Source organism: Streptomyces sp. NPDC059092, from assembly GCF_042756365.1.
In the GTDB taxonomy this organism is placed as follows: domain Bacteria; phylum Actinomycetota; class Actinomycetes; order Streptomycetales; family Streptomycetaceae; genus Streptomyces.
Genome location: NZ_JBHZEJ010000062.1, coordinates 26,569 through 51,453, shown reverse-complemented (window position 1 = coordinate 51,453; position 24,885 = coordinate 26,569). Strand labels below are relative to the sequence as shown.

Below are 24,885 nucleotides of genomic sequence, written 5' to 3'. Positions count from 1 at the left end.
CGGTGGACTCCACCGCGCGGCCCCGGGATCGTACGGGCGGCTCAGCCCTTGCGGGCCTTGACCTCGTCGGTGAGCTGCGGGACGACCTCGAAGAGGTCACCCACCACGCCGTAGTCCACCAGGTCGAAGATCGGCGCCTCGGCGTCCTTGTTGACGGCCACGATGGTCTTGGACGTCTGCATGCCGGCCCGGTGCTGGATCGCGCCGGAGATGCCGGAGGCGATGTAGAGCTGCGGCGAGACCGACTTGCCGGTCTGGCCGACCTGGTTGGAGTGCGGGTACCAGCCCGCGTCCACGGCGGCGCGCGAGGCACCGACGGCCGCGCCGAGCGAGTCGGCGAGCGCCTCGATGACCGCGAAGTTCTCGGCGCCGTTGACGCCCCGGCCACCGGAGACCACGATCGCGGCCTCGGTCAGCTCCGGACGGCCCGTGGACTCACGCGGGGTACGGGAGACGACCTTCGTACCGGTCGCGGCGGCGCCGAAGCTCACGGCGAGCGGTTCGACGGTGCCCGCGGCCGGGGCGGCCTCGACCGGGGCCGAGTTGGGCTTCACGGTGATGACCGGGGTGCCCTTGGACACCCGGGTCCTGGTGGAGTACGCGGCGGCGAACACCGACTGCGTGGCGACCGGGCCCTTGGCGTCGGCCTCCACGTCGACGGCGTCGGTGATGATGCCGGAGCCGATACGGACGGCGAGGCGCGCCGCGATCTCCTTGGCCTCGGCGGAGGACGGGAAGAGCACGGCGACCGGCGAGACGGCGTCGTACGCGGCCTGTACCGCGTCGACCTTCGGTACGACGAGGTAGTCGGTGAACTCTGCGGCGTCGGCGGTGAGGACCTTCACCGCGCCGTGCTCGGCGAGCGCCGGCGCGGTGGCCTCGGCACCGGCGCCGAGCGCGACGGCGACGGGCTCGCCGATCCGGCGGGCGAGCGTCAGCAGCTCCAGGGTGGGCTTGCGGACGGCGCCGTCCACGTGGTCGACATAGACGAGAACTTCAGCCATGGGATTGCACTCCTGCGGATGCGAGGGGTCGGGAGGATCTGGTGCCCGCGGGGCACCGAAGGCGGTGGCGGGCGGGGCTCAGATGAACTTCTGCTCCGCGAGGAAGGCCGCGAGCTGCTTGCCGCCCTCGCCCTCGTCCTTGACGATCGTGCCCGCCGTGCGGGCCGGACGCTCGGTGGCCGAGTCGACCGCGGTCCAGGCGCCTTCGAGGCCGACCTCGTCGGCGTCGATCTCCAGATCCTCCAGGTCCCAGGACTCGACCGGCTTCTTCTTGGCGGCCATGATGCCCTTGAAGGAGGGGTAACGGGCCTCGCCCGACTGGTCCGTCACCGAGACGACGGCCGGCAGGGACGCCTCCAGCCGCTCGCTCGCGGTGTCCCCGTCGCGGCGGCCCTTGACCGTGCCGCCCTCGACCGAGACCTCGGAGAGCAGGGTGACCTGCGGGACGCCGAGCCGCTCGGAGAGGAGCGCGGGCAGTACGCCCATCGTGCCGTCCGTGGAAGCCATACCGCAGATGACCAGGTCGTAGCCGGCCTTCTCGACGGCCTTGGCAAGCACCAGGGACGTGCCGAGCGCGTCCGTGCCGTGCAGGTCGTCGTCCTCGACGTGGACGGCCTTGTCGGCGCCCATGGAGAGCGCCTTGCGCAGCGCGTCCTTGGCGTCCTCGGGGCCGACGGTCAGTACGGTGATCTCCGCGTCGCCGTCCCCGTCGTACTCCCCGGCGATCTGGAGGGCCTGCTCGACCGCGTACTCATCCAGCTCCGACAGCAGACCGTCCACGTCGTCCCGGTCGACGGTCAGGTCATCGGCGAAGTGCCGGTCGCCGGTGGCGTCGGGCACGTACTTCACACAGACAACGATCCTCAGGCTCACGCCGGCTCTCCTACCGCATCGTCATTTCTGGCTGCCTTGTTGCACGCAGCATAGGCGCCCTGCCGGGCTGTTCCCGGTCGCGAGGACCGGAGCCCGTGGTTAATATTACTCGTCAGTACAACCAGAGGGTGCCCGCTGAGCAAGCGCTTGGAACTGTGACGTTTCCAACGTACGGCAGGGGCCGGGCCAGGGAACTCTCAGTCGCGCAGCGCGTTGAAGCGCCCCTGGTGGTAGAGGAGCGGCCGGCCCGCGCCCGAGGGGTCGCCGACGACGGCCTGGGCGACGATCAGGCGGTGGTCGGCGGCCGGGACGCGGGCGACGACCCGGCAGACCAGCCAGGCCAGTACACCGTCGAGCAGAGGCACGCCCTCGGGGCCGGTCCGCCAGGCGGTGGGGGGCGCGAAGCGGTCGGCGCCGCTGCGCGCGAACGTCGCGGCCAGCTCGGCCTGGTGCTCCCCGAGTATGTGGACGCCGACGTGCTCGGCCTCGGCGACGACCGGCCAGCTCGACGAGGAGACACCGACGCCGAAGGAGATCAACGGCGGCTCCGCGGCGACGGAGTTGAGCGAGGTGGCGGTGAAGCCGACGGGGCGTTCGCCGCGGGCCGTGATGACCGCGACGCCCGCGGCGTGCTGCCGGAAGACGGAGCGGAGCAGGTCGGGAGAGGCAAGCCGGTGTGTGCCGAGGTCGGGGGTCGCCGTCATGGCAAGGTCCTTCCGCGAGGGGAGTACGAGCGGGTCCGTGGCTGCTCAGAGAGCCGGACAGCGCGCGCTCGCGTTGCGGGCCAGGTCGACGTGGGCCCGCCCGTGGAGAAGGAGTTCCTGGGGCACTTCGTCAGGGTGACGACGGGCGGTACGCACCGTCAAGTGCGTGGGTCACGGGGCGGCGTACGGTGCCGGGTCACACGGCCGCCCCCAGCGCGGCGATCACGTCCACCTTGCGGGGCTGCCCGGCCGCCCTGCGGACGACCCGGCCAACGGCGTCCAGGACGAGCACGGTCGGGGTCGTGACGATGCCCAGCTCCCGTACGAGCGCGAGCCGTTCCTCGGCGTCCACCTCCACGTGCGCGACCCCGTCGACCATCTCCGCCACCTCGGCGAGCGTGCGCCGGGTCGCCCGGCAGGGCTGGCAGAACGCGCTGGAGAACTGGACGAGCGTGGCCCGCTCCCCCAGTCCGGCGCCCAGTTCGGCCGCGCCGAGCCGCCGGACACCGCTGTCCGCCGGCGCCTGGCCCGCCCCGTCGTCCGTCCGCGCCCTGGCCTCGTCCGTCACCGTCTTGACCTCGTCCGTCCGCACCTTCAGCCTCCCGTCACCGCCACCACCGCCGGGAACAGCGTCCGCGCGGCCGGGAAATATTCCGCGGCCGGGGTCCGCCCACGGGCGTGCTCGCACGTTCTCCCTGGCCGGCCCGGCAGCCCGGCGTTTAGGGTGGGTTCACGGCGACGTGACGAGAATCTCGCCCCGCGCGAACACCAGGACTGGCCACCGGGCGTTTGATACGGCAACATCGGCGCAATGCCGAAAACCTACGGCTGCGTAACTTCCGCCGGGAGAACCCTCCCCGGAACAGAAGGGTCCTCACCAGATGGCAGAGCTCGTCTATCGGCCGGCCATCGGCGCCGCCCGCACGATGTTCAAGGCGCTGGACCTGAAGATCGACGCACAGGGCTCCGAGCACATCCCGCGCACCGGTGGCGCGGTGCTCGTGAGCAACCACATCAGCTATCTGGACTTCATCTTCGCGGGTCTCGCCGCACTCCCCCAGAAGCGGCTGGTGCGCTTCATGGCCAAGGACGCGGTGTTCAAGCACAAGGTCTCGGGCCCGCTGATGCGCGGGATGAAGCACATCCCGGTGGACCGCCAGCAGGGTGAGCAGGCGTACGCCCACGCACTCGACTCGCTGCGCGCCGGTGAGATCATCGGGATCTTCCCCGAGGCGACGATCTCGCAGTCCTTCACGCTCAAGAGCTTCAAGTCGGGCGCGGCCCGGCTGGCGCAGGAGGCGGGCGTACCGCTGATCCCGGTGGCGCTGTGGGGCACGCAGCGGGTGTGGACCAAGGGCAGGCCGCGCAACTTCAAGCGCAGCCACATCCCGGTGACGATCCGGGTCGGCGAGCGGGTCGAGGCGCCGGCGGACCAGTACGCGGGCGCGATCACGCGGCGGCTGCGCGACCGGGTGCAGGAGCTGCTGGAGGCGGCGCAGCGGGCCTATCCCGTACGTCCCAAGGACGCGAGCGACACCTGGTGGGTGCCGGCGCATCTGGGCGGTACGGCACCCACTCCGGCCGAGGCGCGCGCGCTTGAGCTGAGCTGAGCCGCGCGCCCAGCGAGGAAACGTCTCTGCTCATCCCCTCGGGGCCAGGGGTCCCGAGGCCGGGACGGCCCCTTCGCCCCCTCCCACGGTGGCGATTCCCCGCCGAGTCGGAACAGCCGGCCGAGCCGGCGGGCCTCCGCGCGAAGACCCACATCGCCGAGCAGGCGGCCAAACAGGCCGTCCTCGCCGCCGACGCCGCCATGCGCGCGGCCACCCGGAGCACGGCGGATACGCCCGCTCACCTGGAGAGTGCTTCTTCCCATGCAGCCAACAGGACCCTGGACAAGTCCCATCGTTGCAGTTCAGAAGCACTCTCCGGTTATTTGATCAAAACGTGGAGTGTCAGGCCGGGTGGCTGAGAACGGTCAGCCGGCGCTGCCGATCAGCTTCCAGGGCTCGTGGTCGGCGTCGGCCCCGGTGCCCGGGGCACTGCCCTTCGTCTCCCACTTGGCCTTCCAGACCTTGCCGTTGTACTTGACCGTGGTCTGCTCGATCGGCTGGCCGGCCGGGGAGTAGATCTTGGTCGCATCCCAGTTCCCGGCACTACAGCCACCGGCCGGCGGGGTCGCCGTACCGAGTCCCTTGAGGTTGTCGGTCACCGGCGCGTACGCCGTACCGCCGATCGACAGACTCGTGTTCACCGGACCGGTGATCGGGAGGAAGTAGATGATCGGCAAGTCGAGCGACTTCCCGGCCGGGATGATCTGGCAGTAGTCCAGCGTCGTGCTGACCCGGTGGAACGTCGTACCGGGTGCCGGCTTCCACTGGCCACCTTGGGCATCGGTCTGCCAGTTGGCGTCCTTGACCAGCGGTGACGTCGAGGCCGGAATGTCGAACGACAGCTTCGTGTCCTTGCCACCGCCGAGCGTGCGCCCGGTGTTGTTGGTGATCCGGACGGTCGGCTGCAACGGCCACAGGTTCGCCGTGGCCGTCGGGTAGTTGACCATCTCGACGCTCAGGTTGGCGGTCACGTTCGGCGCGGCACCACTGCTGCCGGTGCGCGGGTTGTTGTCGTAGGCGCCGATGTTGCCCAGTTTCTCGTTCAGTCGGGTGGTCAGCGTGTACCCCATCCCGCACGGGGTGTCCGGCTGGATGTCCGCCGGGCAGGAGTAGTCGCCGCCGAGCTCCCACATCATCACGCCGCCCGCGCCGGTCGTCCTGACCAGATCGGTGACCGCGTCGATGCCCTGCTCGTCCTCGGTCGACAGGAAGACCTTCTTCTCGGCGTTCCACAGCCACGACGTCTTCGTGGTGTCGTCCCAGTACCGGGTGTATCGGCCCGTGCGCCGGTCGGTGATGTCGGTCTCCGGCCTCAGCCCGACGCTGCGTGCGTAGACCGGCGTGATGTTCTTCTCCAGGTTCTTGGTGTGCCACAGCGGGTTCGTCCCGGAGCCGAGCTCGCTGCCGTTGTTGGTCTCGTCGTGCCAGATGTTGTCGATGCCGAAGGCACCGTCACCACACGGCCGCTTGATGCCGGTACCCGGCTCGCAGCCGCTCGGCTTCTGCGACTTGCCCCACAGACCGTTCGTACCGCCGGTGACGTTCCGCCAGCCGCGCGTGTAGTAGGGCACACCTATGTTGACGCGCCCGGCCTGCATCGCGCCACGCATGTACTTCATCGCCCAGTTGGTGTTGAAGTACCCGATCTTCCCGTACTCCGGAGTGGCGTACTGATCGGCCAGTTCCGGGTCCTTGCCGTCGTCGAACAGCGCCGCGTTCGGACCCACGACGTCGTTCCAGGTGCCGTGGTAGTCGTAGGCCATCAGGTTGGTGAAGTCCTGGTAGTCCAGCGCGGTCTGGTTCGCCATCCCACGGGCCAGGTAGCCGGAGGCCGACGACGCCGAGGTGAGCAGGTAGTACTTGTTGTCCGCGACCGAAGCCCGGTTCAGCGAGTCCCGCAGCGTCTTCATCAACACGGCGTACGTCGTGGGCAGACCCTTGCGACGCGGGTTCGACACCGCCCAGTCGGTCGGATTGCCGGTGTCCTCCAGGACCGTGGGGTACTCGAAGTCGATGTCGACACCGTCGAACCCGTACTTCCGCAGGAAGTCCACGACCGAGCTCGAGAACGTGTCGATCCCGCCCTGGTTGACCGAGCCGTCGGCGTTGGTGGTCATCGCGTAGAAGCCACCGGAACCGGCCCAGCCACCGACCGAGATCAGCGTCTTCACCCGCGGGTGCAGACGCTTGTACTTCGTCAGCAGGTTGAAGTGCCCCTTGTAGGGCAGCGAGGGATCCATCTCGGCGCCGGCCTCGCCGGGCCACTCCTTCTGGGTGGCGTTCGGGTCGACCTTGATCTTGTTGTTCTCCACCGACGCGAACGCGTAGTTGAGGTGGGTCACCTTCGACCACGGAATGTTCTTCACCAGGTAGTGCGGCGTGCCGTCGGCACCCGTGCGGCCACTGTTGAAATAGCCCACGACCCGGCGGCCCCGGCCCTGACCGAGCCATTCCCGGCCGTCACTCTGATAGACCTTGCAGTACGGTGTCGCCACGCCCGGCGTGGTCGCCAGACCGTCCGGCCGGCAGTCGCCGGACGCCGCCGGCCGCGTACCGCCGTCGTCGCCACCGGGGTGCGACTCCATCGGGTCACCGGCACCACCGTTGACGCCGAGATCACCGGCACCGCCGTCGCTGCGGCTGCCATCGCCGTAGCTCGGCACCAGCCAGCCCTCGATGTCACCGGCACCACTCGCCACGGCCGCCTTGACGGCGGTCTTCGCCGTCGTGGTCGTACCGGAGCTGGTCATGGCGAAGTCCTCGATCCCGTCACCGTTCAGGTCGGCGAAGGTCCCGAAGGTGCCCTGGAACGGATTGTCGGCGCGGATCACGCCCAGCGTCTTCCAGCCGGTGCCGAGGGTCCACGGAGCGCCGGTGTTCTGCCAGGCCCGGACCTCACCGGTGGTGTACTCGATCCGGACCGTGTCGGCCTTGCCGTCACCGGTGATGTCGGCGAAGGCGACCTGCGCGCCGCGCGTCTCACCCGGAGTGGCGAAACCCGAGATCTTGTTCCAGCCGCCCTCGGTCGGCATTCCCTTGCCCTTGTTCTGCCAGGCGGTCGGGAAGCTCATCCGGTCCAGCGTGATCAGGTCGTCGCGGCCGTCACCGTCGAGGTCGGTGAAGTACTTCTCCGGCGGGTAGCCGAGGTTGTTCGCGACGATCGTCGCGCTGTCCCAGCTGATCTTGCCGCCGCTGCTGGTGTTGCGCGACATCCGCATCGCGGAGATACCGGTCGGCGAGTCGGCCGGCGGCAGGATCCGGATGTAGTCGTCCTTGCCGTCACCGTCCAGGTCGGCGAAGTAGACCCACTCCGGGTCGTTCCCGCGGTCGGCCGGGCTGATGTCGCCCAGCGAGACCGCGGCCTTGCGCGGGTCGTCGTTGCGCCAGCCGGTGACCTTGCCGTCCGTACCGACCACCGCGTAGTCGGCCTTGCCGTCGCCGTTCAGGTCGGGGAAGGCGATCTTGGAGCCGGTCGCGGCGGCGTCCCGGATCTTGCCGAGCGGCTCCCAGACGTACGAGCGACCGCTGACCATGCGCTGCAGGACCGCGATCCGGGTGCCTTCGCCGAAGGCTTCCGCGATCTTCTGGTAGCCGGCGTCGGTCGGGTAGATCTCGTTGGTGATGTCCTGCGGGGTGACCGAGCCCAGGTCGACCAGCACCAGCCGTGCGCCGCCCTTGATCTCGGCGTAGGCCATCGTGCGGAGCGCGCTGTTGTAGGCGTCGATCCGGGCCTGGTACGTCGGATTCGTCGACGGCGGCAAGGTCCCGAGCAGGACCGTGGTCGTCGGCGAGGCCCGGTAGATCGCGTCCAGGAAGCTTCGCATCTTCCTGGACGTCGCCGCGCCGTCCGCACCGCCGGTCAGATCGGCCGTGCCCGCGACCAGGGTCATCATGTTCGGCCGCAGCGTCTGCAGCGCGGGGATCGTCCGGGCCTGGATGTCGTCGATGCCCTTGCCGTCGAAGCCCATGTGGTCGGGGTCGCCGCGCTTGCCGTTCTTCTGCTCACCGACGAAATCCGTGCGCTTGAAGATGAGACCGGCCGCCGTGCCAACACCGACCATCGCAATGGTGGTGAGGCCCTTCACGATGGTGTTCAGGTAGTCCCGGAAGCCACCCTCGTCGGTGCTGTGCACACCGGCCGTGATCCCGTCACCGGTCGCCATCACCCGGAGCTCGTCGATCTGCGGGCCGGCGGCGGGCGACGGAGTGGGTCCGGCCGCGTTGAGCCGACCGAACTGGACCGGCCGGTGGTCGGAGTTGCCCTCGGACCGGACCGAGACCGCCGGATCGAGGTTGAAGTGGGTGGTGACGAAGTAGTCGAGCTGACCACCGCTCTGGTGGGTCGCCGTACCCGGACTGTGGATCCGCATGGTCGGCGGGAAGCTGTCCCGCTCGGCGAGGACCCGCGGCTCGACGTTGAAGTCGCCACCGATCGTCGCGTCGTAGGTGCGGCCACGCTGGTTCCCGAGGGCCTCGATCCGGTCGTCGATGGCGTCCAGCATCGCCCCGGAGTCACCGCCACCGCCGGACAGGCCGTGCATGGCGAAGTACCACTCGTTGCCGAACCGCGCACCGAGCGCGTTCCGGCCGGCGTCGACCGGGTTGCCGACGACGATCAGCTCGTCGGGCGCCTCGCTCAGGACGAGCGCGATGTTGACCCGGCCGCCGATCCGGTCCGGGTTGGTCGCGTCGTCTTCGGTCTGCAGGAAGTAGACCTCACGGGTCGGGATGGCATCGCGGTAACCGCTGCTGACGGTCCAGGTGTGGTGCAGCACGGTGTGCTGATGCGTGTTGCCCTGGCTGTCGGTCGTGGTGAAGGTCTGGTCAGGCTGTCGGACGGTGTTCTGAGGCGGTTGCGGGCCGACCTCCTGAAGCATCAGGATCGGCACCTGCAACGCCAGCCGCTGGACCGTGTTGCTCCACTTGCTGCCGTTCTGGTCCGCGTTACTGGCTCCCTGCATGTTCCAGGAGACCAAGGGCGTGGTGCCCGCGGGGAAATCGGTGGCGGAGGCCGGAACGACAAGTGCCGCTGTCAGCCCGGCCAACACCACCACTGCGGCGATTAATCGGCGGAACAAGAGTTCCCCCCGTTTCTCACATCCAACAGATCGGGATCAACCGAATCGTTGGAAACTGGTTGGTTTCTCAATGGAAGCCTCGATCGTTCAAAGCGAGTCCGTCCGCACAGGCATCCGCCGGAACGCTCCAGGACCGCGGCGACAAGGCCGGGGGTGACGTTCATCAGCGCATCCCCGAGGCACAGTCGGTGAGTTCGGTTCGGGCATATCCGCTCCCGTACACATCGAAGTGGCGTCTGTTGTGCAAGTCGCCGTCACCGGCCCGCTGACCAGACGTCCGCACCGGCCGCCGTCCGTCGACGTGCCTCCCGGCGATGGGGCCGGAAACCACGGGTCACCGGCGGACCGGCTTGGACGGATGAGCCGGCCGACCCCGTGCCTTCGAGGCCATGAGCCGACTATGAACCGGTCCGGTACCTCGTCGCATCGGTACGAGTCGCCTAGTCGGCGATACCTCTAGGCAGGCACCCGCTGGTGAAGGTGCGACAGCGGCGAGCGTCGGGCGCCGACATCGACCGGACGGCGGACGGACCACGTGGTCAAGCGGGCCGGGGTCGCTCGTCGCCTCCGGAGTGCTACGGCTGCTCGCTCGCCGACGCGGAGGCGATTACGAACCAACGCCGTTGCAGGCCGGCGATCTTCACCCCCATCTGCGGGTCGTGATCATCAACGGTGTCGTACCAGTCGTACTTCTCCACCAGAGGTATGCCGATCCGGTCGGCGTGCGCGTGTGCCGGATGCGTCAGGTACTCCCAGTAGCCGTCGAGGTCCTCGATGACGAACACGCCACCGCAGTCGTAGTCGCCTCCGAAGTCGCGGCCGACGACGAACGACTTCACCGCCGGGATCAGCCGACCCTGGTCGCGCATGCTCTCCAGAGCCTCATCGATCTGCTCCTGCGTCACGCCCGCCTTGGCCTTGAGCCGGACACTGTGGTAGATCATCGTGCTCCCCTTCGTCGGTGGTGCAGCGCACGCCGCCGGGCGGCGACGACTTCTTCGGCTTCGAGGTCATGAGCCGACTTCGAGGCCGTGAGCCGACTATGAACCGGTCCGGTACCTCGCCATATCGGCATGAGTTGCCTATTCGACGCCACCTACTGCTTCGCCCCGACACGGAGTCCACACCCGAGGCCCGGCCGGCGCCGCCGCCGCGCCCGCTCCTGGCACGGCCGTACGGCTACCTCTGCGCCTCCGCGCCGCGTCTTCGCGCCCGTGCCGCCCCGCCGCGCTCGCGCCGGGCCGCGCCCGCGCCGCCCGCGCCGCGCGCTCGTCCCGCGCCGCCCCGCCGCGCTCGCCCCGCTCGGCCCGCGCGTGTCCGTGCTCGTTCCGGTGGTGTTCGGTGAATGCCACCGGTCCTGGGAACTCGGCAGGCCGGGGCCGGTCTCGCGCCCCGGCGGGCTGCGCCCCGGCCCCGGCCCCTTCTTTTTGCCGCTCTCGCCTGCCTGTTTCGCCGCGTGCCGCGGCGTGTCGCGCCCGCGTCGCCACTGTCCGTGCCTTGATCGATGTCGGCGAGGTGGCTGGTATCTTCGCCCAGCCGCGCCCGTGTCCGCCTGGCTGCGCCTCGTCGGGCTCGCCGTCCGGCTGGGGCCCGCCGGCTCTCGGCGCGGGCCGGCCGCAGGGGCCGCCGGGCTCGCCCGGTCTGCCGGGCCTGGGCGACGGCGCGTACGACGCCGTGGTGTCCCTTTTCTTCTGGCGGGATCGGCCGGAGGACGCCTGCTACTCGGGCTGTACGGCTTCACCGGACCGCGCCGCCGGCACTCGGGCCGCCGCTCGGCCGCCGTGTACCGGGTTCTGGACGGTCTGCCGGTGGTGTCCGTCCGCGGCGGTCGGGAACGGCTCCTCGCCGGTGGCCCGCACGAGCCGCATGACGCCCGCGATCCGGTCGGTGTCCTCACCACCGACGGGGACGGGACACGCGACACTCGCCGCCTTGGCGTACGAGTACGCGTCTTCGTGGTCGGCACTGAGCCGGGCCGCCGTCTCCCGTACGACCGGATGCTCGTGATCGATGACCTCGTCGGCGGCGAGGCAGGCCGAGATGTCCGGGTTCCGCTGGATCAGTTCCATGACGGCGACCCCGGGGGACGGGCTCGGCCGGCTGATCGCGGAGCGGCGTCCGGAACCGACGTTCGCCGCCGTCGGGGCGGAACTACGCGGCCATCTCCTCCTTGAGCGCCTGGACGAACGCGTCGACATCGTCCTCGGTCGTGTCGAAGGAACACATCCAGCGGACGTCCCCGGCCTTCTCGTCCCAGAAGTAGAAGCGGAACCGCTCCTGGAGGCGCAGGGTCACGGCGTGCGGCAGCCGGGCGAAGACGGCGTTGGCCTGGACGGGGTGCAGGATCTCCACCCCGTCGACCGCGCGGACACCGGCCGCGAGCCGCTGGGCCATGGCGTTGGAGTGCCGGGCGTTGCGCAGCCACAGGTCGCCGGCGAGCAGCGCCTCCAACTGCACCGACACGAACCGCATCTTGGACGGGAGCTGCATCGAGAGCTTCCGCAGGTGCTTCATGGCCCGCACCGCGTCCGGGTTGATCACGACGACGGCCTCGCCGAAGAGCATGCCGTTCTTCGTGCCTCCGTAGGAGAGGACGTCCACGCCCGCGGTGTTGGTGAAGGTCCGCATCGGAACGTCCAGTGACGCGGCGGCGTTGGCTATCCGGGCGCCGTCGAGGTGCACCTTCATGCCGAGCGCGTGGGCGTGCGCGCACAGGGCGCGGATCTCGTCGGGCGTGTAGACCGTGCCCAGTTCGGTGTTCTGGGTGATCGACACGGCCTGGGGCATGGCGCGGTGCTCGTCGTCCCAGCCGTACGCCTCCCGGTCGATCAGCTCGGGGGTGAGCTTGCCGTCGGGCGTGGGTACGGTGAGCAGTTTGAGCCCGGCCACGCGCTCCGGAGCGCCGCCCTCGTCCACGTTGATGTGCGCGGACTCGGCGCAGATCACGGCGCCCCAGCGGTCGGTGAGCGCCTGGAGCGCGACGACGTTGGCTCCGGTGCCGTTGAAGACGGGGAACGCCTCCGCCGTCGGGCCGAAGTGGCTGTGCATGACCCGCTGGAGGTGGCCGGTGTACTCGTCCTCCCCGTACGCGACCTGGTGGCCGCCGTTGGCCACGGCGAGCGCCGCGAGGATCTCGGGGTGGACACCCGCGTAGTTGTCACTGGCGAAGCCGCGTACCTCCGGGTCGTGGTGGCGGCGCGCGTCCGTCGTACGGGACCTCACGGTCCGGGGGTCAGCCACAGGCGATTTCCATTCACTTCCCGGGCGGGCCTGTCCCAGACTCCGGCGATGGCCTCGGCCAGTTCCGTGACGTCGGTGAAGCCCGCGAACTTCGCGTTCGGTCGCTCGGCGCGCATCGCGTCGTGCACCAGCGCCTTGATCACCAGGATGGCAGCCGCGGCCCGGGGACCCTCCTCGCCCCCCGCTTTGCGGAAGGCGTCGCCGAGGGCGAGTGTCCATGCCTCGGCGGCGGCCTTGGCGGCGGCGTACGCGGCGTTGCCCGCGGTGGGCTTGGCGGCGCCCGAGGCGCTGATCAGCAGGTACCGGCCGCGGTCGCTGCGCAGGAGCCCGTCGTGGAAGGCCAGGGAGGTGTGCTGGACGGTACGGATGAGCAGCTTCTCCAGCAGCTCCCAGTCGGCCGGATCGGCCTCGGCGAAGGTGGCGCTGCCGCGCCAGCCGCCGACGAGGTGGACCAGCCCGTCGATCCGCCCGAACTCCTTCTCGGTCCTGGCAGCCCATTCCCTGGTGGCTGCGAGGTCGAAGAGATCGACGGTGTCGCCGGTGACCGTGGCCCCGCCGTGCGCGGACCGGGCGGCGGCCACCGCCTCGGCGAGCCGTTCCCGGTCCGCGTCCGCGGCGACGACGGTGGCGCCCGCCCCGGCGAGCCGCAGCACCGCGGCCCGGCCCGCGGGGCCTCCGGCGCCCGCCACGGCGACGACGGCGCCGTCCAGGGCGCCGCCCCGGCCCGTGCGCGTGCCGGGGGCCGGCTCGGTGTTCGTTTCCTGGTCCGCCGCCATGGGCGCCGTCTCCTGCCTCGGCGCGCTCATGCCGCCGTCCGGTCGGCCGCCGCGGTCGCCGGGGTCCCGGCGGTTCCGGCGGGTTCAGGGGTTCGCGCCGTGATCCCCCGGGTCGAGGCGACCACGTGCTTGAGCCGCTTCGCGAGCGCCTCGTAGAACATGCTGAGCGGAAACTCGTCGGGGAGCACGTCGTCGACGAGTTTCCTGGGCGGCTGCGAGAGGTCCAGGGCGTCGGGGCCCTTGGCCCAGCGGGATCCGGGGTGCGGGGCGAGATACGTCGAGACCAGCTCGTACGCCGCGAACCAGTGGACCAGTTTCGGCCGGTCGATCCCCGCCCGGTACAGCTCCTCGATCTCCGCGCAGAGCTGGTTGGTGACCTGGGGCGCCCGTTCCCAGTCGATGCGCAGGGTGTTGTCCGTCCAGCGCACCACGTCGTGCTGGTGGAGGTAGGCGAAGAGGAGCTGGCCACCGAGGCCGTCGTAGTTGCGCTCGCGCGCGCCGGTGACGGGGAAGCGGAACATACGGTCGAAGAGCACGGCGTACTGGACGTCGCGGCCCTGCGGGAAGCCGTCCGCCTCCAGCCGTACGGCCTCGCGGAAGGCGGTGAGGTCGCAGCGCAGCTCCTCCAGGCCGTACATCCAGAACGGCTGACGCTGCTTGATCATGAAGGGGTCGAAGGGCAGGTCGCCGTGGCTGTGGGTACGGTCGTGGACCATGTCCCAGAGCACGAACGCCTGCTGGCAGCGGTCCTGGTCGGCGACGAGCGCGCGGATGTCGTCGGGCAGGTCGACCCCGAGGGTGTCGACGGCCGCGTCGATGACCCGGCGGAAGCGGGCGGCCTCGCGGTCGCAGAAGATCCCGCCCCAGGTGAACCGCTCGGGGGCCTCGCGCACGGCGATGGTCTCGGGGAAGAACACCGCGGAGTTGGTGTCGTACCCGGCGGTGAAGTCCTCGAAGGTGATGCCGCAGAAGAGCGGGTTGTCGTAGCGCGTGCGCTCCAGCTCGGCGAGCCACTCGGGCCAGACCATGCGGAGCACGACCGCTTCGAGGTTCCGGTCCGGGTTGCCGTTCTGCGTGTACATGGGGAAGACGGCGAGGTGCTGGCGGCCGTCCGTCCGGTCGGCGGCGGGCCCGAAGGCGAGCAGCGAGTCCAGGAAGTCCGGGACCCCGAAGCCGTCGTCGGCCCACTGGCGCAGGTCGGAGCGGAGCGCGGCGTGGTAAGCGGCGTCGTGCGGGAGCAGCGGGGAAAGCTGCTCGACCGCGGCGATCACCCGGTCGAGTGTCCCCTCGACGAGCGAGCGCGCCGGGGCGCCCTCGGCGTCGAGGTCGATCGAGCCGTCCGCGGACTGCCAGGGGCGGATCTCCTCGACGGCACTCTTGAGTTGAGGCCACGCCGGGTGCGCGATCACGCGGTCGGCGTCATTTATGCCGGGCCCAGGGGTGTCCTGCACAAGAATTTCCGTCATGTCACTTCCTCCACAGAATATCTTGGCGTCAAGACAGTCAAGGAACTGTATAGGTGTCCTGATCTCCATCACAAGCGAAGATCAAACAAATCGTCCTGCCGACACCCCCTGGCCACCGCCGATTTTCCTGCGCTTCCGGGGTTTGACACATCGATTAAGCGTAGCCCCGGAGACCTCGCCCGGCATGGGGACGGCGGGGGGCGCCAGGGGCGCCGATCAGGCCTAGGCTGCGCGCGGGAGCCGCTGTCGACGAAAGTGAGACTGTCTTGACTTTCCAGATCATCGGTCATCGTGGAGTGATGGGTGTCGAGCCGGAGAACACCCTGCGCTCCTTCGCGCACGCGGAGCGTGCCGGTATGGACGCCATCGAGCTGGATCTGCATCTGAGCAAGGACGGCGCCCTCGTCGTCATGCACGACACCGAAGTGGACCGTACGACCGACGGAACGGGCGCGATCGCCGCGCGGACGCTCGCCGAGCTGCGGGAGCTGGACGCGGGTGACGGCGAGCGCGTCCCGGTCTTCGAAGAGGTCCTGGACGCCGTACGGTCACCGCTCCAGGCCGAGATCAAGGACGTGGCGGCGGCCCGCGCGCTGGCCCGGGTGATGCGGGAGCGCGGCCTCGTGGACCGGGTCGAGGTGTCGTCGTTCCACGACGAGGCGGTCGCCGAGATCGCCGCGCTGGTGCCGGGCGTACGGACGGTGCTGATCGCCAGTCGCTGGGGCGAGGACGTGGTGGACCGGGCGACGGCGGTGGGCGCCGCCTCGCTGGCCCTGAATCTGCGCAGGCTGACGCTGGAGGTCGTGGAGCGCGCGCACGAGCGCGGTCTCGGTGTGATCGGCTGGGTGGTGAACACGCAGGAGCAGCTCCGGCTGGCGCGCGCCTTCGAGCTGAACGCCGTGACCACCGACCACCCGGAGATACGGCGCACCGGCCGCTTCACCGCCTGAGCGAAGCGCCCGGGTACGCCGCCGCGGGGCCGGCCGGATCTACGGCTCGGTCACCGGCTTGACCAGCAGCTCGAACTCCAGGTCGGCCCGGAGCGGCACGCCGAAGCGCTCGTCGCCGTACGGGAAGGGGAACAGCTTTCCCGTACGGCGGTAGCCGCGCCGCTCGTACCAGGCGATCAGGTCCTCGCGCTGCCGGATCACCGTCATGTGCATCTCCTGAACGCCCCAGCCCTCGCGGGCCGTGCGCTCCGCCTCCGCGATGATCAGCCGGCCGAGCCCGCCGCCCTGCGCTCCCGGTGTCACGGCGAACATGCCGAAGTAGGCCGCCTCCCCGCGGTGTTCGAGCTGGCAGCAGGCGATCAGCGCGCCGTCCCGCTCGACGGCCAGCAGCCGGCTGCCGGACGCCTCGATCACCGCGAGCACCCCTTCCCGGTCGGTCCGCCGCCCGTCCAGGAGGTCCGCCTCGGTGGTCCAGCCGGTCCGGCTGCTGTCGCCCCGGTAGGCCGACTCGATCAGCGCGACCAGCGCCTCGGCGTCGGCCGCCGTGGCATCGCGGTACGTGAGGGCCCCGGCGGGGCTCGGGACGGTGTCCATGGTGCGCGGTCTCCTCGCAGACGGCCGGTGAGCCGGTGAGCCGGTGGGGGGCAGCAGCAGCCTAACGCGGGTACGGATGGGCACGACGGGGTGCGAGGGGGCGGGCGGTACGGGGCCGGTACGGAGGCGCCGCCCCGCCCGGTGTCCCCGGCGGGCCCGCGACTTCGATGGGAGTGTGCAACGACTGTGACACCCGAGACATCCGACACCCGACGGGCTCTGGTCGTCCGGGGCGGCTGGGAGGGACACCGCCCCGTGGAGATCACGGAGCTGTTCCTGCCCTTCCTGCGCGCCCACGGCTACGACGTACGGACCTCCGCCACCCTGGACGTCTACGCCGACGCCGAACTGCTCGCCGCCACCGATCTGGTCGTCCAGTGCTGGACGATGGGCGAGATCACCGGGGAGCAGAGCGCGGGCCTCGCCGCCGCCGTACGCGCCGGGACGGGGCTGGCCGGCTGGCACGGCGGGATCGTCGACTCCTTCCGCGGTGACCTCGGTTACCAGCTTCTGACCGGCGGCCAGTTCCTGATGCACCCGGCCGGCTTCTCCGAGCACGAGGTCACCCCGGTCGAGGAGCGCGTGGACCACCCGGTCGTGGCGGGCCTCGGCGCCTTCCGGGTCCACACGGAGAAGTACTGGCTGGCCACCGATCCGCTGATCGACGTGCTCGCCACCGTCGGGTTCGCGGCGGACGAGGACCGCGCGCGGCCGGTCACCATGCCCGCCGTGTGGACCAGGAACTGGGGCTCCGGACGGGTCTTCGTCTCGGCCGTCGGCCACAAACCGGACGACTTCGACGTACCCGAGGTACGGACACTCACCGAGAGGGGACTGCTGTGGGCGAGCCGCTGAGAGTCGGCATGGTGGGCGCGGGCACGATCAGCGGCGCCTATCTGGACACCCTGGAGCGGCTGGGGAACGTGACGCTCACCGCCGTCACCGACCTCGATCCCGGCCGCGCCGCGGCCGTCGCGGCGCGGGTACCGGGGACGGCCGTCGCCGCGTCGGCCGCCGAACTGGCGGCCAGGGACGATGTCGACGCCGTCCTCAACCTGACGATCCCGGCGGCCCACGCGGACGTCGCCCTGACGGCGCTGGCCGCGGGCAAACACGTCTACGGGGAGAAACCGTTCGCCACCACCCGGGAGGAGGCCGACGCGCTGCTCAGCGCCGCCGCGGAAGCCGGCGGTCCGCGCCTCGGCTGCGCGCCCGACACCGTCCTGGGGACGGGGGTCCAGACGGCGCGCAGGGCGGTCGACGACGGGCTGATCGGCGTGCCGGTCGCCGCGACGGCCTTCATGACCACGGCGGGGCACGAACGCTGGCACCCGGCGCCCGAGTTCTACTACCGGCCCGGCGGCGGACCGCTGCTCGACATGGGCCCGTACTACCTCTCCGCGCTCGTCCACCTCCTCGGCCCGGTCGTGAAGGTGACCGGCGCCGCCTCCCGGCCCCGCGCCGAGCGGCGGATCGGCGGCGGGCCACGGGCCGGCGAGCGGTTCGGCGTCGAGGTGGACACCCATGTCAGCGGGGTGCTCCAGCACGCGAACGGCGCGCTCACCACGCTGGTGATGAGCTTCGACATCCACGCCGCGCGACTGCCGCGCATCGAGGTGTACGGCACCGGCGGCTCCCTCTCCGTACCGGACCCGAACGGCTTCGACGGGCCCGTGGAACTCCACCGGGCGGCCGGCGAGTGGGAGACCCTGCCGGTCTCGGCGGGGTACGCGGGGGCCGGGCGCGGCACCGGGCTCGCGGATCTGGCGTGGGCGCTCGGCGAGGGGCGTCCGCACCGGGCGTCCGCGGAGGTGGCGCGGCACGTCCTGGACATCATGCTGACGCTCCTCGACTCGGCGCGGGAGGACAAGGCGCTGCGGGTGGCGAGCAGTTGCGCCCGCCCCGAGCCGGTGGAGCGGTAGCAGTAGGGCGACAGCCCTCCGGGTACGAGGGGGACGCGGCGGCGGTACGTGTCCCCACCCCCGTACGCCGGGTCTCCCCGTACGCCGCGTCCCCGCCGGGTCCTCCGCGCGCCCCCCGTGTCCCTCTGCGCGTGTCTGCGCACCCACCGCGCCGGGCATCACTTCGCCGACACCACGGAACGGGGGAGGTGCGCGGTGCACGGATCCGCTGCGGCCGGATGGCTGCTCGTCGCGCTCTGCGCGACGGCCGGGGCGTACTGCCTGCTCCGGTTACGGGCCGGCGGAGCGGCCCGGCACGGTCCGGTGGGCGGTGAGGCGCTGATGGGGTTGGGGATGGCGGCGATGGCCGTGCCCGCCACGGTGGTGACACCGCCGCGCTGGGTCTGGCTGGGGTACGCGGTGGTCTTCGGCGGGGCGGCGCTGCGCGCGCTCCTCGCGAACCGGGGCTCGGCGCACCGGGCGCACCATCTGCTGGGCATGCTCGCGATGGTCTACATGGCGGGCGCCATGGCCACCGTGACGGGCGGGCCGCACGCCGCGCACACGGCGGCGGGGACCCCGCCGGTCACCACCGCGCTGCTGGTCTACTACGCGGGTTACGTGCTGTGGGCGGGCGCCCGGCTGCTGCCGCTGCCCGCCCTGTCCGGGCCCGCGGCGGGTCCGGCGCGGGGTTCCGCGTCCGGCGCGGTCGCCGTCCCGGCGCACGGCGGTTCGGGGGCCGTCGGCTGGGCCGACCGGACGGAGTTGGTGCCGGCCTGCCGGCTGTCCATGGGGATCGCGATGCTGGCGATGCTGGTCACGCTCTGATTTCGGCCGGTTCGCTCCGGTTCCCTGATCGCCCGGACCCGCCGCGAAACGTGTCGTGGGTCACTTGCCGGTCAAGGTCGTACCTCTGGGGGGCGCGACCCTCATACTCTGGGCGCCATGATGGTCTCCTTGGCGCTGCTGCTGCTCGGTGCACTGGCCGCGGTCATCGCGCCGCGGATCCTGTCCCGCGCCGAGTGGCCCGAGCGTGAGCCCGTGGTGGCACTGTGGGTCTGGCAGTGCGTCGTGGCGGCCGTCCTGCTGAGTTTCGCGCTCTCCATGGTCTTCAGCGCGGCCGCCGCCTGGCTGGCCGTACGGGGGCATGTCTTCGCGCCCGCGCCGAGCGGCGTGGTCGAGGCGTACGCCTTCGGACCGAGCCGGTCGTGGTCGGCCGTGCTCGCCGTCCTGCTGGCGGGCGGCGGTCTGTGGACGGTGGCGATGCTCACCCGCGAGATCCACCGGGCCCGCCGCAGGCGCCGGCAGCGCCGCAGGGAACTGCTCGTACGCGCCCCGGTGCTGCCCGGCGAGGAGCCGGGCGGCGAGCCGCTCGTGGTACTGGAGGGCGAGCGCCCCGGTGCGTGGTGGCTGCCGGGTGCGGCGCCTCAACTGGTCATCACCACGGCCGCGTTGCGTCGGCTGAAGGGCCGTCAGCTCGATGCCGTACTCGCCCATGAGCAGGGCCACGCGCGGGCGCGGCACGACTGGTTGCTGCACTGCTCGGGGGCGCTGGCGAACGGCTTCCCGCAGATCCCGGTCTTCGCCGCGTTCCGCGACGAGATGCACCGGCTGGTCGAGTTGGCCGCCGACGATGTCGCCTCCCGGCGCTTCGGCCGGCTGACGATCGCCCTCGCTCTGGTCGAACTCAACGAGGACCGTGGGGTGTTCGGCCCCGGCAACACTCCGGACGCGCAGGTGCCGCAGCGGGTGCACCGGCTGCTGACGCCCGTTCCCCGGCTGACCGCCGCACGCAGGCTGCGGCTGACGGCGGCTGCCGCGCTGGTGCCGGTGGTTCCGCTGCTGATCGCCTTCGTACCGGCGCTGCGCGCACTCGGATAACCCGCGGAACGGCCCGCCGGGTAGCCCGCCGGGCTCCGCGTCGGCGAGGATCACCACATGCGCCTCCCACCGGTCCCCGCGGCTCCCTCTCCCGTTCCCGCCCCCCCGCACGTGCGGCAGCCCCGCGGAACAAGATGGTCAGGACCGGGCCGTACGGCCGCGCTGCTCGTCGTCGCCGCCGGGCTGCTGACGGCGCTCGTCGCCGTGCGGTGGGGGCCGCTGACCGCGTTCGACCAGACGGTCGCGGAGGATCTGCACCGCCGGGCGGTGGCCGAGCCGGGGCTCACCCGGGTCAACCGACTGCTCTCCGACTGGGCCTGGGACCCCTGGACGATGCGGCTGCTGACGGCGGTGGCCGTGGTCACAGTGTGGCTGCGCGGCGAGCGGCTGCTCGCCGTGTGGGTGGCGGCGGCCAGCGCGCTGGGGGCGGCCGTCTCACAGGGGCTGAAGTGGGCCGTGGGACGGGAGCGTCCGCAGTGGCCCGACCCGGTCGACTCCGCGCACTTCGCCGCGTACCCCTCCGGACATGCCATGACGGCCACCGTGACCTGCGGCCTGCTGCTGTGGCTGACGTGGCGCCACGGCGTGGGCGTACGGCTCCGGCGGACGGCCGTGACGGTCGCCGCGGTGTCCGTCATCGGCGTGGGAATCACCCGATTGTGGCTGGGCGTGCACTGGAGTTCGGACGTTCTGGGCGGCTGGCTGCTCGGAGGCGCCCTGGTCGCGTTCTCGATCGCGCTGTTCAGGCGCGTGACCTTGTCCAGGGAGCCGTGACGCGGGAAGGATCGGGTACATGACCTTCAAGGCTGTGCTCTTCGACTTTTCCGGAACCCTCTTCCGTATCGAATCCGCGAGTTCATGGCTGCGCGCCGTGCTCGACGAGGCGGGTGTCGCCGTATCCCCCATCGAGGTACGGCGGTACGCGATGCGGCTGGCCGTGGCCGGCGCCCTGCCCGGACTGCCCTCCCCGCAGGAGGTGCCGCAGGATCTGGCCGAGCTGTGGGCGACCCGTGACGAGAGCGCCGAACGCCACCGCGCCGCGTACACCGGAGTCGCCCGGCAGGTGGAACTGCCCAGCCCCGGCCTGTACGACGCGCTCTACGACCGCCACATGACACCGGACGCCTGGCGCCCCTACGCGGACGCGGCCGAGGTCCTGGGCGCGCTGCGGAGCGCCGGCATCGGCGTCGCGGTGGTGAGCAACATCGGCTGGGACCTGCGCCCCGTCTTCCGCGCCCACGGCCTGGACGCCCTCGTGGACGCGTATGTACTGAGTTACGAACACGGCATCCAGAAGCCCGACACCCGCCTCTTCAAGGCCGCCTGCGAGGAGTTGGGCCAGGATCCGCACGACGTCCTGATGGTCGGCGACGACCGGCACGCGGACGGCGGCGCGGCCGAACTCGGCTGCGCGGTCCACTTCGTGGACCACCTCCCGGTGGAGGAACGCCCCGCGGGCCTGCGCCCGGTCATCAGCCTCGCGGGCGCCGACCCGCTCCCGTAACCGCCCCGCCGCGCAGGGGCACGTTCCGCACAACGTGCCCCTGCGCACGGCACGATCGAGAGCATCGAGGAATCCGTCAGCCGTGCCGCCCCACAGCCCCGCCCCCACCCGCGAAGAACCGACCGGGGGGCGCGCCACCACCGCCTTCGACCGGATGCTCACCGGACTGTCCCTGTGGTGGATGGCCTCGCCCGTCGCCTTCGCCTTGTGGGCCCTCGTCGAAGCCCGGTCGCGTGGCAGCTCGTGGACGGGCGACGCGCTGTTGTGGACCTGCGTCGGCGGCGTCCTGGTCGCCCCTGCCGCCGGCCTCTTCCTGGCACTCGCCGGACGGCGCCGACCGGCCCGCCGGCGCTTCGCCCTCATGTGCGCGGTGTCCGCCGGCGCCGCCGTCCTGCTCATGATCTTCGTGGAGCTCGCCGCCGAGTGCCCCGACGGCTACCACTGCTGAGGCCGTCCGCGACTGCCGTGATCCGCCACCGTTGACAAAGCGGAACGGCGTTCCGTATGTTAAATGGAACAACGTTCCGTTTTCGGCGTGACGGAAGCCGCCGGCGGAGTCCAGTGAAGGGACCTACGCACCATGAGTGAACCGACGTACCCGACCGACGCCTTCGGTCCGCCCGCTCCCGTCCTCTCGGTCAGCCCCGTGGTGCTGCCCGTCCCCGGCCGGGCCGTGGACCTGGAGGTCCGGGTCTCCGCGCCCGTGACCGGGGACGACCTGCCGGTCGTCCTCCTCTCGCACGGCCAGGGCTCCTCGAACCACCTCTCCTCGCTGAACGGCTACGCCCCCCTCGCCCACTATTGGGCGGCGCACGGCTTCGTCGTGATCCAGCCCACCCATCTGAGCTCCAGGACGCTGGACCTGGATCCCCACGCCCCCGGGGCGCCTCTGTACTGGCGGTCACGGGCCGAGGACATGAAGCACGTCCTCGACCGGCTCGACGCGATCGAGGCCGCCGTCCCGCAGCTCCTCGGGCGTCCGGACCACCGCAAGGTCGCCGTGGCCGGGCACTCGATGGGCGGGCACACCGCGAGCCTGCTGCTGGGCGCGCGGCTCACCGACCCGGACGACGGTACGGCGGTGAACCTGACGGACCCCCGGATCACAGCGGGTGTACTGCTCGCCGCGCCCGGCAGAGGCGGCGACGCCCTCGGCGAGTTCGCGGCCGAGCACTATCCCTTCCTCCTGACCACGGACTTCTCCGCGATGACGACGCCCACGCTCGTCGTCGCCGGCGACAAGGACTCCTCCGCCCACCTGACGGTCGGGGGCCCGGACTGGCACGCCGACCCGTACTCCCTCTCCCCCGGCCCCAAGTCCCTGCTCACCCTCTTCGACGCGGAGCACGGGCTCGGCGGGATCTCCGGGTACGACGTCGCCGAGACCACGGACGAGAGCCCCGGCCGGGTGGCCGCGGTCCAGCGGCTCACCTGGGCCTACCTCCGCGCGGAGTTCTTCCCCGGGGATCGCGCCTGGCAGGCGGCGCGCGACGCGCTGACGGCCGGCGCCGACCCGATCGGACGCGTCACGTCCAAGTGAGCCGAGCCCCGTGCCGCCCAGGGGGCTCCCCCGGCCCTCGGGCGGGCCGGGGAATCAGCCGGGTCCTGACGTCGGGTCTTCGTCCAGGTCGAGGGCGAGCTGTCGCAGCAGGGGCCCGTACTCCGGATGGGCGAGGGCCGAGGCGAACTGGGCGACCAGGTAGTCCGCGGGGTTGCCGGTGTCGTACCAGCGGCCCTGGATGACCTGGCCGTAGACGGCGCGGGTCGCGGCGTAGGCGTTGACCGCGTCGGTCAGGTAGACCTCGCCGGTGCGGTGCTCGTACCAGCGCCTGGTCTGCTCGCGCAGTTCGTCGATGATGCCGGGGGTGACGACATAGCCGCCGATGGCCGCGAAGGCCGACGGCGCGTCCGCCGGCTTCGGCTTCTCCACCAGGCCGGTGATCCGCAACAGGCCGTCGTCCAGGTCCTCCTTGACGACGGGGACGCCGTAGCGCTGGGAGTCCTGCGGCGCCATGGGCATCACGGCCAGCACCGGGCAGCGGGTCGCCTCGTACGCGCGGATGAGCTGCTGGGCCCTGGGGACCTCGGCCACGAAGACGTCGTCGGGCCACAGCACCAGCATCGGCTCGTCCCCGAGGTGCCGGGCGGCGTTCAGCACCGGAGTGCCGTTTCCGTACGGGCCATGCTGGTCCAGATACGTGATGTGGCCCTGCCTGGCCAGTTCGGCGACCTCTTCGACCGCGTCCGCGTAGGCGCTCTTGCCGTCGGCGCGAAGCTGCTCCACCAGGGCCGGGTTGGGCCGGAAGTGATCCTGGATCAGGGACTTTCCGCCCGAGACCACGATGGTGATGTCCGTGATCCCGGATGCCACCAGCTCGCGTACGGTGTGCTCGATCACCGGCTTGTCCCCGACCGGCAGCATCTCCTTCGGCGTCGCCTTCGTCAGCGGCAGCAGGCGTGAGCCCAGGCCGGCGGCGGGGATGACGGCCCTGCGGATCATCGAAGTGGTCATCGGCTCTCTCCTGGTCGAAACCCCCTGCGCGGAAGCGTCGCCCGTAATTGTGAGGTAAGTGCAGGTCAGAAGGGGTAGCGCGGCGACAGTGTCGCCGACGGGCCGATGGGCGGCTCCAGTGCGGGAGGACATGCACGCGAGCCCGGAGGCCGACCTGGGCGGCCGGCAGGGAAGAGGACCTTTCACTCGGTTCCGTCGGCCCGCGGAGGTGAGGAGCGGGTACCGCGTGCGGTGACGAGGTGGAGGGGCGGAGTCGGCCGAAGCCCTGCTTCTCCGCCTCCGCCCCGAACCCGAGGGGCCGGGGCTCGCGGGAGGAGCAGCGGACCCACGCCGGACGCGCCACTCCAGGCTCTGTCTGACAAATCCCGCCTGGCACGCCACGCCTGGCACGCACGCTCGCCGCGTTGTCGGAGTCGTCCACGTACGTCCGTGCCATCGAGGGTACCGATCCTCCGCCTTGCGATCGCGCTCGGCATCCGAAGGGCAATTCAGTGCGCCGAGACGGAGCGAGCGGAGTGCACCGGACGCCACGCGCCACGCCCTACGGGCGGACGGCGCTATTTGTCAGACAGAGCCTAGCGCGCGGAGCGACGCGGACGGAGCGACGCGCTGTCCGGGGAAGAGGGGTCCGGTCGTCGAGCGGCCATCGGCGCGCGCTCCGCGTCCGCACACCGGCTCGCGCCGGGGCCGTGTGTTCACGGGTGGGCAGGGGGACCCGTGTTTCCGGCATTCCCGCCGGCGCGCGTCGCCGGACACTCCGGCTGCCCGTCGGGCCCTGCCCCTGGCCGCCCC

21 protein-coding genes and 1 pseudogene are annotated in these 24,885 nt (G+C 71.3%); 10 read left to right on the top strand and 12 right to left on the bottom strand.

Annotated elements, in window-relative coordinates; all coding sequences use genetic code 11:
- Positions 1 to 41: 41 nt before the first annotated feature.
- The 4 genes from ACFXPL_RS28560 to ACFXPL_RS28545 form a co-directional block, all read right to left on the bottom strand.
- Positions 42 to 1,004 carry an electron transfer flavoprotein subunit alpha/FixB family protein gene (locus ACFXPL_RS28560; RefSeq protein ID WP_384924949.1) on the bottom strand — a complete coding sequence of 321 codons (963 nt, stop codon included), beginning with the start codon at positions 1,002 to 1,004 and terminating at the stop codon, positions 42 to 44.
- 78 nt (positions 1,005 to 1,082) lie between these two features.
- Positions 1,083 to 1,877, bottom strand: a complete 795-nt coding sequence (locus tag ACFXPL_RS28555; RefSeq protein ID WP_384924947.1) for an electron transfer flavoprotein subunit beta/FixA family protein — start codon at positions 1,875 to 1,877, stop codon at positions 1,083 to 1,085.
- 197 nt (positions 1,878 to 2,074) lie between these two features.
- Positions 2,075 to 2,581, bottom strand: coding sequence for a flavin reductase family protein (locus ACFXPL_RS28550; RefSeq protein WP_384924945.1), 507 nt, complete (start codon positions 2,579 to 2,581; stop codon positions 2,075 to 2,077).
- Positions 2,582 to 2,777: 196 nt separating this feature from the next.
- Positions 2,778 to 3,149: a TlpA family protein disulfide reductase gene (locus ACFXPL_RS28545; RefSeq protein WP_384924953.1), complete on the bottom strand. Its 372-nt coding sequence runs from the start codon at positions 3,147 to 3,149 to the stop codon at positions 2,778 to 2,780.
- 313 nt (positions 3,150 to 3,462) lie between these two features.
- Here ACFXPL_RS28545 and ACFXPL_RS28540 point away from each other — a divergent pair, with 313 nt between their 5' ends.
- The gene (locus ACFXPL_RS28540) at positions 3,463 to 4,191 is read left to right on the top strand and encodes a lysophospholipid acyltransferase family protein (protein ID WP_384924943.1); all 729 of its coding nucleotides are present in this window, start codon (positions 3,463 to 3,465) and stop codon (positions 4,189 to 4,191) included.
- Between the two features lie 365 nt (positions 4,192 to 4,556).
- On the opposite strand, the gene ACFXPL_RS28535 is transcribed toward ACFXPL_RS28540, so the two are convergent.
- The 6 genes and pseudogenes from ACFXPL_RS28535 to ACFXPL_RS28510 all read right to left on the bottom strand — a co-directional run bounded on the left by ACFXPL_RS28535 (position 4,557) and on the right by ACFXPL_RS28510 (position 14,751).
- Complete coding sequence (locus tag ACFXPL_RS28535) at positions 4,557 to 9,152, bottom strand: glycosyl hydrolase family 18 protein (protein ID WP_384924941.1); 4,596 nt, start codon at positions 9,150 to 9,152, stop codon at positions 4,557 to 4,559.
- A 692-nt stretch (positions 9,153 to 9,844) separates the two neighbouring features.
- Complete coding sequence (locus tag ACFXPL_RS28530; protein ID WP_384924939.1) at positions 9,845 to 10,213, bottom strand: Dabb family protein; 369 nt, start codon at positions 10,211 to 10,213, stop codon at positions 9,845 to 9,847.
- A gap of 981 nt (positions 10,214 to 11,194) precedes the next feature.
- Positions 11,195 to 11,338 (bottom strand): annotated as a pseudogene (locus tag ACFXPL_RS28525) (transglutaminase); the annotation flags it as partial.
- 82 nt (positions 11,339 to 11,420) lie between these two features.
- Positions 11,421 to 12,509 (bottom strand): threonine aldolase family protein, encoded by a 1,089-nt coding sequence (locus ACFXPL_RS28520; RefSeq protein ID WP_384924937.1) that lies wholly within the window; start codon positions 12,507 to 12,509, stop codon positions 11,421 to 11,423.
- Positions 12,488 to 13,285 carry an SDR family NAD(P)-dependent oxidoreductase gene (locus ACFXPL_RS28515; protein WP_384924951.1) on the bottom strand — a complete coding sequence of 266 codons (798 nt, stop codon included), beginning with the start codon at positions 13,283 to 13,285 and terminating at the stop codon, positions 12,488 to 12,490. Before ACFXPL_RS28515 ends, ACFXPL_RS28520 begins: the two co-directional genes overlap by 22 nt.
- A 26-nt stretch (positions 13,286 to 13,311) precedes the next feature.
- Positions 13,312 to 14,751, bottom strand: a complete 1,440-nt coding sequence (locus ACFXPL_RS28510) for a DUF6421 family protein (RefSeq protein WP_384924935.1) — start codon at positions 14,749 to 14,751, stop codon at positions 13,312 to 13,314.
- Between the two features lie 266 nt (positions 14,752 to 15,017).
- Between ACFXPL_RS28510 and ACFXPL_RS28505 the strand changes: the two genes are divergently transcribed.
- Complete coding sequence (locus tag ACFXPL_RS28505; RefSeq protein WP_384924933.1) at positions 15,018 to 15,701, top strand: glycerophosphodiester phosphodiesterase; 684 nt, start codon at positions 15,018 to 15,020, stop codon at positions 15,699 to 15,701.
- 39 nt (positions 15,702 to 15,740) lie between these two features.
- Here ACFXPL_RS28505 and ACFXPL_RS28500 read toward each other — a convergent pair whose 3' ends face one another.
- Positions 15,741 to 16,295, bottom strand: coding sequence for a GNAT family N-acetyltransferase (locus ACFXPL_RS28500; protein ID WP_384924931.1), 555 nt, complete (start codon positions 16,293 to 16,295; stop codon positions 15,741 to 15,743).
- A 186-nt stretch (positions 16,296 to 16,481) separates the two neighbouring features.
- Here ACFXPL_RS28500 and ACFXPL_RS28495 point away from each other — a divergent pair, with 186 nt between their 5' ends.
- From ACFXPL_RS28495 to ACFXPL_RS28460, 8 genes are all read left to right on the top strand, one after another.
- On the top strand, positions 16,482 to 17,150 hold the full coding sequence (locus ACFXPL_RS28495; protein WP_384924929.1) for a ThuA domain-containing protein: 669 nt from the start codon (positions 16,482 to 16,484) through the stop codon (positions 17,148 to 17,150).
- The gene (locus ACFXPL_RS28490; RefSeq protein ID WP_384924927.1) at positions 17,135 to 18,217 is read left to right on the top strand and encodes a Gfo/Idh/MocA family protein; all 1,083 of its coding nucleotides are present in this window, start codon (positions 17,135 to 17,137) and stop codon (positions 18,215 to 18,217) included. Before ACFXPL_RS28495 ends, ACFXPL_RS28490 begins: the two co-directional genes overlap by 16 nt.
- 195 nt (positions 18,218 to 18,412) lie before the next feature.
- Positions 18,413 to 19,024, top strand: coding sequence for a DUF5134 domain-containing protein (locus tag ACFXPL_RS28485; RefSeq protein ID WP_384924925.1), 612 nt, complete (start codon positions 18,413 to 18,415; stop codon positions 19,022 to 19,024).
- A 117-nt stretch (positions 19,025 to 19,141) separates the two neighbouring features.
- Entirely contained in the window at positions 19,142 to 20,077 is a 936-nt protein-coding gene (locus ACFXPL_RS28480) for a M56 family metallopeptidase (protein WP_384924923.1), read from the top strand.
- Between the two features lie 57 nt (positions 20,078 to 20,134).
- The gene (locus ACFXPL_RS28475; protein ID WP_384924921.1) at positions 20,135 to 20,851 is read left to right on the top strand and encodes a phosphatase PAP2 family protein; all 717 of its coding nucleotides are present in this window, start codon (positions 20,135 to 20,137) and stop codon (positions 20,849 to 20,851) included.
- A 19-nt stretch (positions 20,852 to 20,870) separates the two neighbouring features.
- Positions 20,871 to 21,581, top strand: a complete 711-nt coding sequence (locus tag ACFXPL_RS28470) for an HAD family hydrolase (protein WP_384924919.1) — start codon at positions 20,871 to 20,873, stop codon at positions 21,579 to 21,581.
- Positions 21,582 to 21,663: 82 nt separating this feature from the next.
- Positions 21,664 to 22,029 carry a hypothetical protein gene (locus ACFXPL_RS28465; RefSeq protein ID WP_384924917.1) on the top strand — a complete coding sequence of 122 codons (366 nt, stop codon included), beginning with the start codon at positions 21,664 to 21,666 and terminating at the stop codon, positions 22,027 to 22,029.
- Between the two features lie 132 nt (positions 22,030 to 22,161).
- Positions 22,162 to 23,121 (top strand): alpha/beta hydrolase family protein, encoded by a 960-nt coding sequence (locus ACFXPL_RS28460; RefSeq protein ID WP_384924915.1) that lies wholly within the window; start codon positions 22,162 to 22,164, stop codon positions 23,119 to 23,121.
- A 54-nt stretch (positions 23,122 to 23,175) separates the two neighbouring features.
- Here the strand turns inward: ACFXPL_RS28460 and ACFXPL_RS28455 are convergent, their stop codons facing one another.
- Entirely contained in the window at positions 23,176 to 24,093 is a 918-nt protein-coding gene (locus ACFXPL_RS28455) for a UTP--glucose-1-phosphate uridylyltransferase (protein WP_384924914.1), read from the bottom strand.
- Positions 24,094 to 24,885 lie beyond the last annotated feature (792 nt).